The sequence below is a fragment of the Symbiobacterium turbinis genome (genome assembly GCF_055383075.1).
This window is the reverse complement of record NZ_AP042433.1, coordinates 3361003-3375965: the sequence shown is the minus strand read 5'-3', so window position 1 is coordinate 3375965 and position 14963 is coordinate 3361003. Positions and strand designations below refer to the sequence as shown.

General features: G+C 67.9%; 12 protein-coding genes and 1 other annotated feature. Of the genes, 1 reads left to right on the top strand and 11 read right to left on the bottom strand.

All coding sequences use genetic code 11. The annotated features are described in order from the left end of the window. The first annotated feature begins 225 nt into the window (after positions 1-225). Positions 226-417 (top strand): hypothetical protein, encoded by a 192-nt coding sequence (locus ACZ45O_RS16325; protein WP_464854452.1) that lies wholly within the window; start codon positions 226-228, stop codon positions 415-417. Positions 418-477: 60 nt separating this feature from the next. Here ACZ45O_RS16325 and leuS read toward each other — a convergent pair whose 3' ends face one another. The 11 genes from leuS to nadD form a co-directional block, all read right to left on the bottom strand. After that, on the bottom strand, positions 478-3066 hold the full coding sequence (leuS, locus tag ACZ45O_RS16320) for a leucine--tRNA ligase (protein WP_464854450.1): 2589 nt from the start codon (positions 3064-3066) through the stop codon (positions 478-480). 63 nt (positions 3067-3129) lie between these two features. Then, positions 3130-3368, bottom strand: a binding site (T-box leader). 65 nt (positions 3369-3433) lie between these two features. Further along, positions 3434-3556 carry a MetS family NSS transporter small subunit gene (locus tag ACZ45O_RS16315; RefSeq protein WP_464854449.1) on the bottom strand — a complete coding sequence of 41 codons (123 nt, stop codon included), beginning with the start codon at positions 3554-3556 and terminating at the stop codon, positions 3434-3436. Between the two features lie 2 nt (positions 3557-3558). After that, a complete protein-coding gene (locus ACZ45O_RS16310) occupies positions 3559-5064 on the bottom strand; it encodes a sodium-dependent transporter (RefSeq protein WP_464854447.1) in 1506 nt (501 codons plus the stop codon). Between the two features lie 102 nt (positions 5065-5166). Continuing rightward, positions 5167-6531, bottom strand: a complete 1365-nt coding sequence (locus ACZ45O_RS16305) for a tryptophanase (protein WP_464854446.1) — start codon at positions 6529-6531, stop codon at positions 5167-5169. Between the two features lie 129 nt (positions 6532-6660). Then, on the bottom strand, positions 6661-8025 hold the full coding sequence (locus tag ACZ45O_RS16300; protein ID WP_464854444.1) for a tryptophanase: 1365 nt from the start codon (positions 8023-8025) through the stop codon (positions 6661-6663). Positions 8026-8179: 154 nt separating this feature from the next. Further along, positions 8180-9556: a sigma-54 interaction domain-containing protein gene (locus ACZ45O_RS16295; RefSeq protein WP_464854442.1), complete on the bottom strand. Its 1377-nt coding sequence runs from the start codon at positions 9554-9556 to the stop codon at positions 8180-8182. 61 nt (positions 9557-9617) lie between these two features. Further along, positions 9618-11999, bottom strand: coding sequence for a transglycosylase domain-containing protein (locus ACZ45O_RS16290; protein WP_464854440.1), 2382 nt, complete (start codon positions 11997-11999; stop codon positions 9618-9620). Between the two features lie 93 nt (positions 12000-12092). Continuing rightward, entirely contained in the window at positions 12093-12434 is a 342-nt protein-coding gene (gene rsfS / locus ACZ45O_RS16285) for a ribosome silencing factor (protein WP_464854438.1), read from the bottom strand. 91 nt (positions 12435-12525) lie between these two features. Continuing rightward, on the bottom strand, positions 12526-13761 hold the full coding sequence (locus tag ACZ45O_RS16280) for an LCP family protein (RefSeq protein WP_464854436.1): 1236 nt from the start codon (positions 13759-13761) through the stop codon (positions 12526-12528). Beyond that, positions 13758-14336 carry a bis(5'-nucleosyl)-tetraphosphatase (symmetrical) YqeK gene (yqeK, locus tag ACZ45O_RS16275; protein ID WP_464854434.1) on the bottom strand — a complete coding sequence of 193 codons (579 nt, stop codon included), beginning with the start codon at positions 14334-14336 and terminating at the stop codon, positions 13758-13760. The genes ACZ45O_RS16280 and yqeK overlap by 4 nt, the downstream gene beginning before the upstream one ends. After that, positions 14329-14949, bottom strand: coding sequence for a nicotinate-nucleotide adenylyltransferase (gene nadD, locus ACZ45O_RS16270; RefSeq protein ID WP_464854432.1), 621 nt, complete (start codon positions 14947-14949; stop codon positions 14329-14331). Before nadD ends, yqeK begins: the two co-directional genes overlap by 8 nt. Positions 14950-14963 lie beyond the last annotated feature (14 nt).

Below are 14963 nucleotides of genomic sequence, written 5' to 3'. Positions count from 1 at the left end.
CCAGGACATAGCAATAGTGGGCTGAATATCCTATGCGCGGGCCTGGGATTATGTCAACCACACCGCCCGGGGGACCATCGGCGCGCACCGCGCGACCATCGGGTGCGGAGCGCGCAACGGCCGGCCCCTCAGCGGAGCCGGCCCTGGCCCGGTCGGCGGGACCTCACTGATGTGCCTGCCGTGCTGCGCAGGCTGAAAGCGATGCTCCGGCCGGGAGGTCGCATCGTGATCGTGAGCAATTGCTCAAAGGTGCCCACGCCGGCTCGCCGGGTATATGTGGCGGGAGCTGTGCAGGAGTTCCTGTTTCAGCAGGTGTACGGCAGCGAACTTCCCGGCTGCACCTTCACCCGCCTGGGGCCGTTCATGGGGGTTGTGTGGGAGAGTTCGCATGATCGACCGGGCCTCGAAGCGACCTGAGCAACAGCGCGACAGGAGCTGTCCCTCCAGAGCGATCTGGAGGGACAGCTCCCTCGCGCACTACCCCTTCACCACGATGTTGACCAGCTTGCCCGGCACCGGGATCACCTTGACCACCTGCTTGCCGGCGATCAGGGCCTGCACCTTCTCGGAGGCCCGCGCGACCGCCTCCATCTCGGCGGCGCTGATGCCGGCGGGCACCTCCATACGGTCGCGCACCCGGCCGTTGATCTGCACGACGATCTCGACGGTCTCTGCCCTGGCAACCTCCTCGTCGTACGCCGGCCACGACTCCAGGTGGACGGAGCGCGGGTGGCCCAGCCTTGACCAGAGCTCTTCCGCCAGGTGCGGGCAGAACGGTGCGATCATGAGCACGGCCTTCTGCACCGCCTCGGCCAGCACCAGTGCGCTGGTGTTCGCGTCCTCCGACTTCTGCTTGTCCCGGTAGTGGTAGATGGCGTTGGTCAGCTCCATCAGACCGGAGATCGCCGTGTTGAAGGCGAAGCGTTCGTGCAGGTCGGCGGTGATGCGCTTCACCGTGGCGTGAACGGTGCGCCGCAGCGCCCGGTCATCCGCCGTCAGGCTCGGGGCGGCCTTGGCCAGCCCCTCGGCAATCTCCGCCTCGGAGAGGGCCCCCGCGACGGACGCCGGATCGGCCGGATTGACCGGCAGCAGGCTCCGCGCGTGCCGGTAGGCGGGCAGGGCCTGAACCACCATGCGGTAGAAGCGGTTGACGAACCGGTAAGCCCCCTCTATGCCGGCATCCGACCAGTCCAGGTCGCGCTCGGGCGGCGCGGCGAACATGATGAACAGCCGGCAGGCGTCGGCGCCGTACCTGGCGATCATCTCCTCGGGCGAGACGGTGTTGCCCTTCGACTTGGACATCTTGGCGCCGTCCTTCAGCACCATGCCCTGGGTCAGCAGCCGGGCGAAGGGCTCGTCGACCTTCACCAGCCCCATGTCCCGCAGCACCTTGGTGAAGAACCGGGAGTAGAGCAGGTGGAGCACGGCGTGCTCGACGCCGCCGACGTACTGGTCCACCGGCATCCAGTAGTCCACGTCCTCCTGGTTCCACGCCTTCTCGGCGTTGTTGGCGTCGGTGTACCGCAGGTAGTACCAGGAGGAGCAGACGAAGGTGTCCATCGTGTCGGTTTCCCGCCGGGCGGGGCCGCCGCACTGCGGGCAGACGGTGTTGACGAAGCCCTCGTGCCTGGCCAGCGGCGAACCGCCCTGGCCGCTGAAGTCCAGGTCGTCGGGCAGCCGCACCGGCAGCTCGCTCTCCGGCACGGGCACCGTATCGCACTTCTCGCAGTAGACGATGGGGATCGGCGCGCCCCAGCCCCGCTGGCGGCTGATCAGCCAGTCGCGCAACCGGTACGTGACCGTCTTCTCGCCGAAGCCCTGCTCCTCGGCGTAGGCGGCCACCTTGGCGATGCCCTCCAGGTTCGGGGTGCCGTCGAAGGGGCCGGAATTGACCATGACGCCGGGGTCCACGTACGCCTCGGTCATCTCCTCGGCCTTCAGGGTGCCCTCGGGGTTCTGGATGACCACCTTGATCGGCAGCCCGTACTTCTTCGCGAACTCGAAGTCGCGCTGGTCGTGGGCCGGCACGGCCATCACCGCGCCGGTGCCGTAATCCATCAGCACGTAGTTGGCGATCCAGAGCTGCACCTTGTCGCCGTTGAACGGGTTGATGACATCCAGGCCCGTGTAGAGGCCTTCCTTCTCCGTGTCCTCCGCCGTACGGGCGATCTCGGTCAGGTGCTTCATCTTCTCCTGGAAGGCCCGGATGGCGGCCACCCGGTCCTCGGGGATCAGGCCGGAGGTGCAGATCTTCTCCACGATCGGGTGCTCCGGCGCGACGACCATGAAGGTGACGCCGTAGATCGTGTCCGGGCGGGTCGTGAAGATGGGGATCTTGTCGCCCGTGGCCTCCAGCGTGAAATCGACCTTTGCGCCCTCCGAGCGGCCGATCCAGTGGTCCTGCATGACCCGCACCTGGTCGGGCCAACCGCCCTCCAGCAGCTTCAGGTCGTCCAGCAGTTCGTCGGCGTACTGAGTGATCCGGAAGAACCACTGGGAGAGATCCTTCTTGGTGACCTCAGAGTCGCAGCGCCAGCACCGGCCGCCCTCCACCTGCTCGTTGGCCAGCACGGTCTGGCAGGAGGGGCACCAGTTGACCGGGGCGGTCTTCTTGTAGGCCAGCCCCTTCTTGTAGAACTGCAGGAAGAGCCACTGGGTCCACTTGTAGTAGTCCTCGCGGTAGGTGTAGACGGCCCGCGACCAGTCGTAGGAGTAGCCCAGCTGCTTCAGCTGCTCCGTCATCTCGGCGATGTTCTCCCGTGTCCAGACCGCCGGGTTGGCGCCGTGCTGGATCGCGGCGTTCTCCGCCGGCATGCCGAAGGAGTCGAAGCCGATGGGGTGCAGCACGTTATACCCCTTCATGCGCCGGTAGCGCGCGATGACGTCGACGATGGTGTAGTTGCGCACGTGGCCCATGTGCAGCTTGCCCGACGGGTACGGGAACATGGCCAGCGCGTAATACTTGGGCCGGCTCGGATCCCGCTCCACCCTGTAGATGTCCGCTTCCTCCCACCGGCGCTGCCACCGGGGTTCTGCCTCGCGAAAATCAAAGCGTTCCTCTGCCATGATGCGGCTGGACCTCCTCTGCCTCAGACGGGGCTCAGAAAACCAGAAGGCTCCCGTCCCCCGTGAAGGGACGAGAGCCAGTGCTCCCGCGGTACCACCCTGCTTGGTCCGGCGCAAACCGGACCCGCCTCTGCCGGCTGTAACGGGCCGATCCCGGTACGGGCTGTGCGCTGAGGTCCACCTCGGCGGTTCACCCATACGGCTCAGGGGCGAGATTCGCCAGCCACCCGCTGCCGCCTCGCACCGCCCGGCGGCTCTCTGAGAGCGTTGAACCGGCTACTGCTCCCCGTCATGGCCTCTGTTGCTTGCGTGAATCGTCCTTTATTATCGCAAGCCCTGAGGCCGAAGTCAAGCAAAACCTGTGCGGCTACCTCTTCTTCTGTTCGGCCCGCAGCGCCGTCACGATGAAGAAGGTGAGTCCGCCCCACAGCAGTGCGGCGCCGAAGACGATCATGGCGACCGAACCCGGCAGCAGACCGGCCTGCGGCATGGCTAGCCCACCTCCCCGCCCGTCAGGTCAAGCTGCTGCGAGCGCCACTGCATGAACAACGCGGTGCCGAACATGGCAATCGCCACCGCCCAGCCAAAGAGGATCAGGGCACTGGTCGGGTACCCGGCGTACGGCTCCCGGAACTCGCTGACGAAGTTGGACAGGATGTTGTAGCCCAGAAGCGCCGGGGTGACGAACTTCACCAGCACGTCCCACCACAGGCCCACCCGGATGTCGGAGGTGAGGTTCACGTGCTCCCGGATCCTTGCCGTGCCCATGATGTAGCCCAGCACAATGGCCTCCACCAGGCCGAGGATGGCGATGGCGTAGCTGCCGACGAAGTGGTCGACGATGTCGAGGATGTGCACGCCGGCGCCTGTGGCAAAGAGAGCGCTGAAGGCGAAGCCGATGAGGGCGAACCAGCCCAGCAGCTTCCGGCGGTTCACGCCGAACCGGTCGATGACCGCCGAGGCGAAGGATTCCATCTGCGAGATGGAGGACGAGATGCCGGCCAGGAGCAGCGCGGCGAAAAACAGAATCCCGAAGAGCGACTGCAGCCAGGCGGGGCCGGGCAGCATCGAGATGGCCTTCGGGAAGGCGACGAAGGCCACGCCGGGGCCCGCCACGGCCATCTCCTCGAACGGCACGCCGGCCCTGACCGCGGCGTAGCCCAGGGTAGAGAAGACCGCCAGACCGGCCATAAAGTCGAAGGATGAGTTGGAGAAGACGGTGATGAAGGCGTTGTTGGCGAGGTCGGAGTCCTGGGGCAGGTAGCTGGCATAGGCGATCATCACGCCCACGGCCAGGGTGGTGGAGAAGAAGACCTGGCTGTAGGCAGCCACCCAGACGCCGGGGTCCATGATCTTGCTGAAGTCCGGGTTGAGGAAGTAGTTCAGGCCGTAGGTGGCCCCCGGCAGCGTGACGCCGCGGATGACGAAGATGACCATGGCCACAATGAGGAAAGGCGTCATGACCTTGCAGGCCTTCTCGATGCCGCCGGAAATGCCCTGGGCAGAGATGTAGTAGTTCGCGAACCAGACCACCGCGACGGCGGCGAGAATCCCCCAGCGCAGGCCGCCCAGCTCCAGCGGGCCGGACGTGATCCCCAGGAAGTCGCCGCTGAAGAAGGTTCCGGGGTCCTCGCCCCAGGCCTGGGTAAAGCTGAAGATGAGGTAGCGCAGGGACCAGGAGATGATCACGCTGTAGAACGTTACGACCACGACAGGGACGGTGATCTGCCACCAGCCGATCCACTCGAACCGCCGGTTCAGGCTCTTGAACGCGGTAATGGTGGCGCTGCGCATCTTGTGGCCGAAGCCGAACTCCAGGATCATCAGGGGCACGCCCGCCGTCAGCAGCGCCACGAAGTACGGGAGCAGGAAGGCCCCGCCGCCGTTCTGATACGCCATGAACGGGAACCGCCAGAAATTCCCCAGCCCCACGGCTGCGCCGATCGTGGCGAAGATGAAGCCGGACCGGGATGTCCACTGATCTCGCCGTTCCTCCATGTGATGCGGCCTCCTCTGTCTCAACGAGGTGAACGGTTACGGCCCCGACTCATACGGGCGCAGCCGGGGCCGCATGCGGAAACGAGTGCCGAAGACCCGGGACTAGGCGGGATCGAACCACGCCGTGAAGTGGCGCAGCACCTTGGGCTCCATGGCGAACTTGACGCCGCGGATCTCCTCACGCCGCTTGAAGGCGTTCACCACGGTCTCCGCCACGTCTTCCATGTGCTGGTTCGTGTAGACCCGGCGCGGAATCGCCAGGCGGGTGAACTCGAACGGGCCGCGCACGTTCTCGCCGGTCTCGGGATCGCGGCCGATCATCAGCGAGCCGACCTCCACGGCGCGCACGCCGCCCTCCAGGTACAGCGCCAGGGTCAGCGCGTGGCCGGGGAACTGGTCCCACGGAATGTGCGGCAGGAACCTCGCCGCGTCGATGAACACCGCATGGCCGCCCACGGGCCACTGGATCGGGACGCCGGCGCTGCGCAGCATCTCGCCCAGGTACTGCACCTGCCCGACCCGGTACGCCAGATAGTCCGGGTCCAGCGCTTCCCGAAGACCCACGGCCATCGCCTCCAGGTCCCGGCCGGCCAGGCCGCCGTAGGTCAGGAAGCCCTCAAAGGGGACCACCGCTGCGCCGACCTTGGTGAACAGCTCCTCGTCCCGGAACGCCAGCAGGCCGCCGATGTTCACCAGCGCGTCCTTCTTGGCGCTCATCATGAGGCCGTCGCCGTAGGAGAACATCTCCCGGGCGATGTCGACGGGCGCCTTGTCGGCGTAGCCTTCCTCGCGCATGCGGATGAAGTGGCAGTTCTCGGCGTAGCGTGCGACGTCGAAGAGCACCAGCACGCCGTGCTTCTTGGCGACCTCGTAGGTCTCCCGGATGTTAGCCATGGAGACGGGCTGGCCGCCGGCCGAGTTGTTGGTGACGGTCATGACGATGCACGCGATGTTCTCGGCGCCGTGCTCCTGGATGAACCGCTCCAGCTTGGCCGTGTCCATGTTGCCCTTGAAGGGGTGGAATTCCTCGGTGGGGACCTCCAACAGCAGGTCCACAGGCCGGCCGCCGGCCAGCTGGACGTGGCCGCGGGTGGTGTCAAAGAACATGTTGGAGAGCACGTACATGCCGGGCCGGGTGATCAGCTGCGAGAAGGCGACCTTTTCGGCGCCGCGGCCCTGGTGCGTCGGAATGACGTACTCGTACCCGGTGATGTCGGTGACCGTCTCCTTCAGCTTGTAGTAGCTGCTGGCGCCGGCGTACGACTCGTCGCCCAGCATCATCGCAGACCACTGGAAGTGGCTCATCGCGCCCGTGCCGGAGTCGGTGAGCAGGTCGATATACACGTCGGACGAGCGCAGGAAGAACGGGTTGTAGTGCGCAGCCTTAAGCGCCCTCTCCCGGTCCTCCCGGGGGATCAGCCGGATCGGCTCCACCATCTTGATCTTGAAGGGCTCGCCCTTGGGCACTTGCACTCCTCCTTTGCCAGTGTGGACCGGTGTCCGGTCTTAGGATGGAACATGCATCGTGACCTTATGTCTGGCGAGCCCTCTGAACGCGGTGTTAAATTGTGTAAACCCGTTGCTGACGAACCGCCGCTAGACCAGATCGAAGTGCGCCGTGAAGTGGCGCAGGACCTTCGGCTCCCGGATGAACCTGACGCCGCGGATCTCCTCACGCCGCTTGTAGGCGCTGACCACGGCCTCGGCCACGTCCTCCATGTGCAGGTTGGTGTACACCCGGCGTGGAATCGCCAGCCGGGTGAACTCGAAGGGGCTGCGCACGTTCTCGCCGGTGTCGGGGTCGCGGCCCATCATCAAGGAGCCCACCTCCACGGCGCGCACGCCGCCCTCCAGGTAAAGCGCCACCGTAAGCGCGTGGCCGGGGAACTGGTCCCACGGGATGTGCGGCAGGAACTTCGCCGCGTCGATGAAGACCGCGTGCCCGCCCACGGGCCACTGAATCGGGATTCCGGCGCTGCGCAGCATCTCGCCCAGGTACTGCGCCTGTCCGACCCGGTACGCCAGATAGTCCGGGTCCAGCGCTTCCCGAAGACCCACGGCCATCGCCTCCAGGTCCCTGCCGGCCAGGCCGCCGTAGGTCAGGAAACCCTCGAAGGGCACGACCACGCCGCCCACCCGGGTGTACAGCTCCTCGTCCCGGAACGCGAGCAGGCCGCCGATGTTCACCAGGGCGTCCTTCTTGGCGCTCATCATGAGGCCGTCGCCGTAGGAGAACATCTCCCGGGCGATCTCGATGGGCGCCTTGTCCGCGTAGCCTTCCTCACGCATGCGGATGAAGTGGCAGTTCTCCGCATAACGGGCCACGTCGAAGAGCACCAGCAGGCCATACTTCCTGGCGATCCGGTACGTCTCGCGGATGTTCGCCATGGAGACGGGCTGGCCGCCGGCCGAGTTGTTGGTGACGGTCATGACGATGCAGGCGATGTTCTCGGGGCCGTGCTGCTGGATGAACGCCTCGAGCCTCTCGGTGTCCATGTTGCCCTTGAACGGGTGAAACTCGTCCGTGGGGATGTCCAGCAGGAAGTCGACCGGGCGCCCGCCGGCCAGCTGCACGTGGCCGCGGGTCGTGTCGAAGAACGTGTTGGAGAGCACGTACATGCCGGGCCGGGTGATCAGCTGCGCGAAGGCGCTCTTCTCGGCGCCCCGGCCCTGGTGCGTCGGGATGACGTACTCGTATCCGGTGATGTCGGTGACCGTCTCCTTCAGCTTGTAGTAGCTGCTGGCGCCGGCGTACGACTCGTCGCCCAGCATCATCGCGGACCACTGGTTGTGGCTCATCGCGCCGGTGCCGGAGTCAGTGAGCAGGTCGATGTAGACGTCGCGCGACCGGAGCAGAAAGGGGTTGTAGTGCGCGGCCTTCATCGCCGCCTTGCGCTCCTCCCGCGGGATCAGCCGGATCGGCTCCACCATCTTGATCTTGAAGGGCTCGCCCTTGGGCATGACGGGTTCCTCCTCCTCTATAGCGAGTGCGCGTGCATCCAACTCCAGAGCAAGTTCCGTACCAGCGAAGAACGAAGGGCCGGGAGCAGTCTCCCGGCCCGGATTTGCATCAAAACGAGACACGCCCTGTCTCAATATGTACCATTTTGAAACGTCAACCCAGCCCGTACTTCGCCAGCTTCCGGTAGAGCGTCGCCCGCGCCACCCCCAGGTGGCGGGCGAGGGCGGCCTTGGAGTCGAATGCGCGGAGCCCCGCCTCCAGCACCCGGCGCTCCACCTCCTCCAGGGTGGGAAACCCGCCGGCGGCGGTGAGGTCCAGACAGTCGCCCGCACTCCGCTCGCCCTGCGCCACAGCCGGGTCGGCCCCGACCACGTCGGGCGGCAGGTCGCCCACGTCGATCACGTCTCCCTCCGCCAGCACCACCGCCTGCTCCACCACGTTCTCCAGCTCCCGGATGTTGCCGGGGAATGGGTAGGCCAGGAGAGCGCGCATCGCGGCCGGCGTGAACGTCGCGGGGCGCCGGCCCAGCCGCTCGCAGACCCGGCGCATGGCATGGTCAAGGAACAGGGGCAGGTCGGCCCGCCGCTCCCGCAGGGGCGGCAGCACCAGTCGGATGACCCGGAGCCGGTAGTACAGGTCCTCCCGGAACCGCTTCTCCCGCACCAGCTGCGCCAGGTTCCGGTTGGTCGCTGAGATGATGCGCACGTTCACCTTCTGCACGGTCGTGCCGCCCACCCGCCGGATCTCGCCGCTCTGCAGCGCGCGCAGCAGCTTGGCCTGCAGCCCCGGGTCCATGTCGCCGATCTCATCCAGGAAGAGGGTCCCGCCGTCGGCCAGCTGGAAGAGTCCCGGCCGGCCGCCCTTGCGGGAGCCTGTGAAGGCCCCCTCCTCGTAGCCGAAGAGCTCGCTCTCCAGGAGCGTGCCGGGAATCGCGGCGCAGTTCACGGCGATCAGGGGCTGCTCCCGGCGAGGGCTGCGGTTGTGGATCAGCCTGGCGATGATCTCCTTGCCCGTGCCGCTCTCGCCCTCGATGAGCACCGGCGAGTCCACGGTGGCCGCCTTGCGGGCGGTGACGTAGAGGCGCTGCGCCGCCGGGCTCTGCCCGATGATGATGCCGTCCTCAGCGATGGGCACTGCCGTCAGGTTGGACCGCAGCAGGTCGATGGTGTTGCGGGCTTCCTCAAGCTGACGGGAGAGCGCCAGGACCTCGGTCACGTCCCGGAAGACCGACACCGCGCCCACCATGCGCCCCTGGTCGAAGACCGGCACGATGTTGGAGACCACCACGTGATCCGAGACCCGCGTCTGCACACCAATGAGGGGCTCCCGCGCGGCGAGCACGTCCAGGATGTGCGAGTCGGGCACGACCTCGCTCACGTGGCGGCCGATCACCTGCTCCCGGGTCAGCCCGGTGATGCGGGTGTTGGCCTCGTTGGCGTAGACGACGATGCCCGCGCTGTCGACGGCGACGACGCCGTCGTGCAGGCTGTCCAGCACCTGGATCGCGTTGCGCAGGATGGCGCTGTCCACGAAAGCTCCCTCCCAGCGACCCCTGCAGTGCCCCGGGGCCGCCAGGAGGTGACTTCCACGCTTACCACAGCGGTTCCTCCACCGCGTCGACGTCCGGCGTGCCATCAACGTCCGGCCGATCGTCGCCGTCCCGCGGCCCCCACCAGTCGCCGGGCAGCGTCAGCCAGTTCCAGAGGGTCCGAGGCTGGCTGGGCTGGCAGGTGACGGTGGGCAGCTCGTCGGCCCAGTCGGACGGCAGGTAGCGGGGGTTCCACGGTTCGGTGGGGTGGCGCACCAGCGGCTCGGGCCGGCGGATGAACAGCCGCTCCACCGGCTTGCCGGAGCACCCCGGCTGCCACAGCTGCCACTGGGTGTAGGCGGGCCGGCCGTCCTGCGCGGGCACGGTGACCTGCACCGCCTTCGCCTTCACCAGCAGGTTGCCGGGGCCCCGGGGCTCGTGCCCCGCCAGGAACAGCTCCTGCACCACCTGGTCGGGGGGGCAGTTGGCGTCGGGCAGCATGCCCGTCAGCCGGCAGACCGTGACGTCCACCACCTCCGCCGGGCGCGGCCAGTCCTCCGGAGGCTCGGTGACGGCCTGCGTCATGATGCGGTTCCAGATCTGCACCGGCACGTACGCCCCGGTCCAGGGCAGGTGGTTGTCGGGGTCGTCGTAGCCGTTCCAGACCGCGGTGACGAGGTCGGGCGTGAAGCCGATGAACCAGGCGTCGCGGTTTTCCTCGGTCGTGCCCGTCTTGCCGGCCGCGGGCCAGCCGCGGAAGCCGCCCGTGAAGGCGTAGGCGGTGCCCCTGCGGACGACGTCCTTCATCATGTCGATCATCAGGTACGCGGCGCCGGGGCTGACCACCCGCTCCTGCCGCGGGCGGGCCTCGAACAGCACCTCGCCGGTGGGGTCAACGATCTTGGTGATGACCACCGGGTCGACCTTCACCCCCATGTTGGCGATCGCGCCGAAGGCCGCCGTGAGGTCCAGCACGGTCACGCCCTTCTGGATGCCCCCCAGGGCCAGGGCCAGGTTCTCGTCCTCCGGCAGGATCGTCGTCAGCCCCAGCTTCCGGGCCAGCGCGGCCCCCTCCCACGGCCCGCCGCCCAGCTGCATCGCCCGCACGGCCATGGGGTTCACCGACTGCTCCACGCCCCAGCGGGCGGGCTTCAGCCCCTGGTACCGAAAGTCGTAGTTCTGCGGCCACACCGTGGTGCCGTCGTTGGAGAGCCGCACGGGCGCGTCGTCGAGGATGGTCGCCGGCGACAGCCCGGCCTCCAGCGCCGGCAGGTAGGCCACGATGGGCTTGATCGCCGAGCCCGGCTGCCTGAGGGCGTCCGTCGCCCGGTTGAACTCCAGCATCCCCTCCCGGGTGCGGCCGCCCACCAGGGCCAGCACCTCGCCGGTGCGGGGGTTCATCACCACCGCCGCGGCCTCGGGGCGAGGCCCCTCCGCCGCGATGCCGTAGGCCTCGTCCGCGGCCGCCATCTGCTCGACGACCGCCTGCTCCACCAGGGTCTGCAGCTTTGAGTCCAGGGTGGTGTACACCTTCAGGCCCGCCCGGGCCACCGACTGCGGGTCCCGTAGCCGGATCCCGTACCGCTCCGCCAGGCCGGGCTGCGCGTCGGTGAGGATGCTGATGACGTAGTCGATGAAGTCGTTGCCCTCCCGGGGCCGCTCGTCCGCCGTGAAGGTGTTCACCAGGGTGGGCCGGAACGCCATGGCTTCCTCGTACTCCGCCTGGGTGATCACCCCCTCACGCAGCATCGCCTCCAGCACCACCTCGCGCCGGGCCAGGGAGCTCTCCATGTCCAGGTACGGGTCGTAGATGGAAGGCCCGTTGACCATGCCGGCCAGCTGGGCGGCCTCCGCGATGTTCAGGTCGCCGACGTCCTTGCCGAAGAAGGTCCGGGCCGCCGCCTGGATGCCGTAGGCGCCCTGGCCGAAGTAGATCTGGTTGAGGTACATCTCCAGAATCTGGTCCTTCGAGAACTTCCGCTCCAGCTGGATGGCGATCCAGGCCTCCTGCAGCTTCCGCCGGAGGGTCACTTCCTGCGTGAGCCAGCCGCTGCGGGCCAGCTGCTGGCTGATGGTGGAGCCGCCCTCCACCCGGCCGCCCGGCAGATTGAGCAGGTAGAGGCCCGTGCGCCAGGCGGCCCGGGCAAGGCCGCGCAGGTCGATGCCGAAGTGCGACCGGAAGCGCGGGTCCTCCACGGCGATGAAGGCCTTCTGCACGTGCTCCGGAATCTGGCTGATCCTGACCGGGGTGCGGTTCTCGCCGCTGTGCAGGAGGAAGACCTCGTTTCCGTCGCGATCGTAGATGACCGTGCTGGTCGCCCAGTTGATCTGGCTCAGTTCAGGCGCACCGGCGATGGCCTGCACGACGAATACGGCGATGCCGGCACCGGCGATGACGAAGAGCGCCAGAAGGGTGAACAAGACATACCGCCAACGCCGCCGCATCCTCCTCCGCCCCCTTCACCGTCCTCGACTGTGACATATAGTGTGTACGAAAAAAGGGACGGCCTCTCGCCGTCCCTCAAATCCCCAACGATCCTATCCGGCAGCCGGAGTTCTGACCGCAACCTCCACCGCGTCGCCCCAAAGCCGCTCCAGGTTGTAGAAAGAGCGCTCATCCTCCTGCATCACATGGATGACCAGCTCACCGAAGTCGAGCAGCACCCACCGGCCGCCGCGGTAGCCCTCCACATGGTGAGGCCTGTACCCCCGGCGCTCGAGCTGCTCCTCCACGTGATCGGCAATCGCCCGCACATGGGTTCCGCTGGTGCCCGAGCAGATGACGAAGTAGTCGGCCACCACAGTGATGCCGCGAATGTCCAGAATGCGGACCTCCCGGGCCTTCTTTTCCTCTGCAGCGATGGCAGCCCACTGGGCCAACTCGGCGGAATCAGTCAATCCGGCATTCCCCTTTCGTGCCAATTGTCTATCGATAGGTCACCGTATTCGCCCTGCATCCACAGGTTCCTGCCTACGGAGCGGGAAGCAGCACACGCACCACGCCGGTGGCCTCGGCCACTTCCGAGACCATATCCACGGGGTAGCCCTGCGCCATCAGCGACCGGGCCACCAGGAGCCCCCCTGCCCCGTCCGGCCCGGCGGGCACCACCCGCACGGCGGGAGGCGGGCTGTCCGGCGGCGCGGTGCGGCTGACCTGAAACCCCTGCTCGGCCATGCGGCTGATGATGGCCCCGGCCCGGGGGTCGTCGGCCCCTGCCGCCACCTCCACCCGGATGGCGGCCGCCTCACCGGGGTCGATGCCGTTCACGAGCCGGTCCACCAGCCGGCGGGTCTCCACCGGGTCATGCAGGTAGTAGCTGACGTACTGGCCGAACCCCTCGTCGTACAGGCTGGCGCTCACGCCCGGCAGCGTGGTCATCTCCACCGCACCCGGCTCCAGGCCCGCGAACAGCGACACCAGGCCCGGCAGGCGGGAGGGCTCGATGGTGGACTCCACGTAGCCCGCCAGGGTCTGCGCCAGCGAGGGCAACCTCACGAGGTTGCCCGGGCTGGTCACCTTCGCCAGCACCGTCCGCATGAACGCCTGCTGGGTGCGAATCCGGCCCAGGTCCTCGTCGGGATACCCTGTACCATCATTGTTATGCCGCCAGCGCACATATTCAAGGGCCTGCTGCCCGTTAAGTACTTGTCGTCCAGGCTCAAAATGGATATGCAGGTCCTGATATGGGTCGTCATATTCCATCTTGAAAGGAATGTCGACCTCCACCCCGCCGATCTCGTCGATCGCCCGCACGAAGGCCTCCATGTCAACGACGACCGTGTGGTGGATGCGCACGCCCAGCAGCCCTTCGACGGTCTTCAGGGCGCGGAGGTTGGGCGGAAAGGCGGGGTCGCCGTCGCGCACCCCGTAGGCGTACGCGTGGTTCACCTTCTCGATGGTGCCCTCCCCGGCCAGGAAAGCCCGGGTATCGCGCGGGATCTGGATGGCGCCGATGCGCTTCTCCTCCAGGTCCAGCGAGAACAGGATCAGCACGTCGGTCCTGACCGCCTCCCGGTCGAGGGCCATCACGAGGACGTTGATGCGCTCGCCGGGCTGAACCGGCGCCGCCCGCATCTCGGGGGCCGCGTCGGGGGTGTGGGGTACGTAGCTCCGGTCCACCGCCGTGCGCAGAGAGGCCACCACGTAGACGGCGCCGGCGGTCAGCAGCAGCACTGCGATCAGGGCGACCCACCTGGCCCACCTCATCCGGGCCCATGCCTCCTTTGCAGCAGCCAGTTCCGCGCCTCCACCGATGCGGGGTGGATCAGCCATCCCCGCCCGACCAGGTAGACCAGCGAGTTGTCGAGCCCCTGCAGCAGGGCCCGGTCCAGATCCTCCTCCGCCGCGGCGCGCACCGCTTCCGCGCCGGGGAAGCGGCGGCCGGGCTCCGCGTAGTCCGCGACGAACAGCACCTTCTCCAGGAGGCTCATCCCCGCCCGGCCGGTGGTGTGGGTGGCGATGGCCTGCAGCACCTCACGGTCGGTCACCAGCCCCTGCTCGGCCAGGAGACCGGCCGCCACGGGGCCGTGCAGGAGGTGCGGCTCGGCCCGTTCCACCGGGTGTATGGCGAGTCGCAGCCGCTCCGCCTCCCGGAGCAGCGCCTCAGGGGACAGCGGCTTGGCGTAGTCGTGCATCAGGGCCGCCACCGCCACCCGGGCCTCGTCGGCGCCGTGGATCCGCCCCAGCCGGCGGGCGAACTCCAGCACCCGGTACGTGTGCGCCAGCCGCTCCCCGGTCACCTGCTGCCGCAGCAGGGCCTCCAGCGCGTTCCAGTCAGCCATCGGCCTCGCCCCGCCGGTAGAGTCCGTTCGCGGCGATGTACCGGGCCACCGGGTCGGGGACCAGGTAGCGGAGCGGGTACCCCGCGGCTGCCAGGCGGCGCAGGTCGGCAGAGGCGACGGCGACGCCCGGAATCTCCAGGAGCCGCACGCGCGCGGAAAGGCGCGGCCCCAGCTCCGCCAGCAGCCGGTGCGCCGCGGCCAGGTCGTACCCGGGCCTGGTGACCGCGAACAAGTCGATGCTCCTCAGCAGGGTCTCCCACTCCCGCCAGGTGCGGATCTGCAACAGGCTGTCCAGGCCGACGATGAAGGCCGCCTCCCAGTCGGGCCGCTCCGCCGCCAGCGCCCGGACCGTCTCGATGGTGTACGACGGGCCGGGGCGGCGCAGCTCCAGGTCCGAAAAGGCGAAGCGGGGGTTGTCGGCAATGGCCAGCCGCACCATCTCGGCCCGGTGCTCCGCCGGGGTCACCGGCAGCCCCTCCTTGTGCGGCGGCTGCCGGTTGGGCAGGAAGACGACCTGCTCCACGTCGGTCAGGTGCAGCACACCCTGGGCGGCGGCCAGATGCCCCAGGTGGATGGGGTCGAAGGTGCCGCCGAGGATGGCGACGCGCGCCATGCAATCGCCCCCCG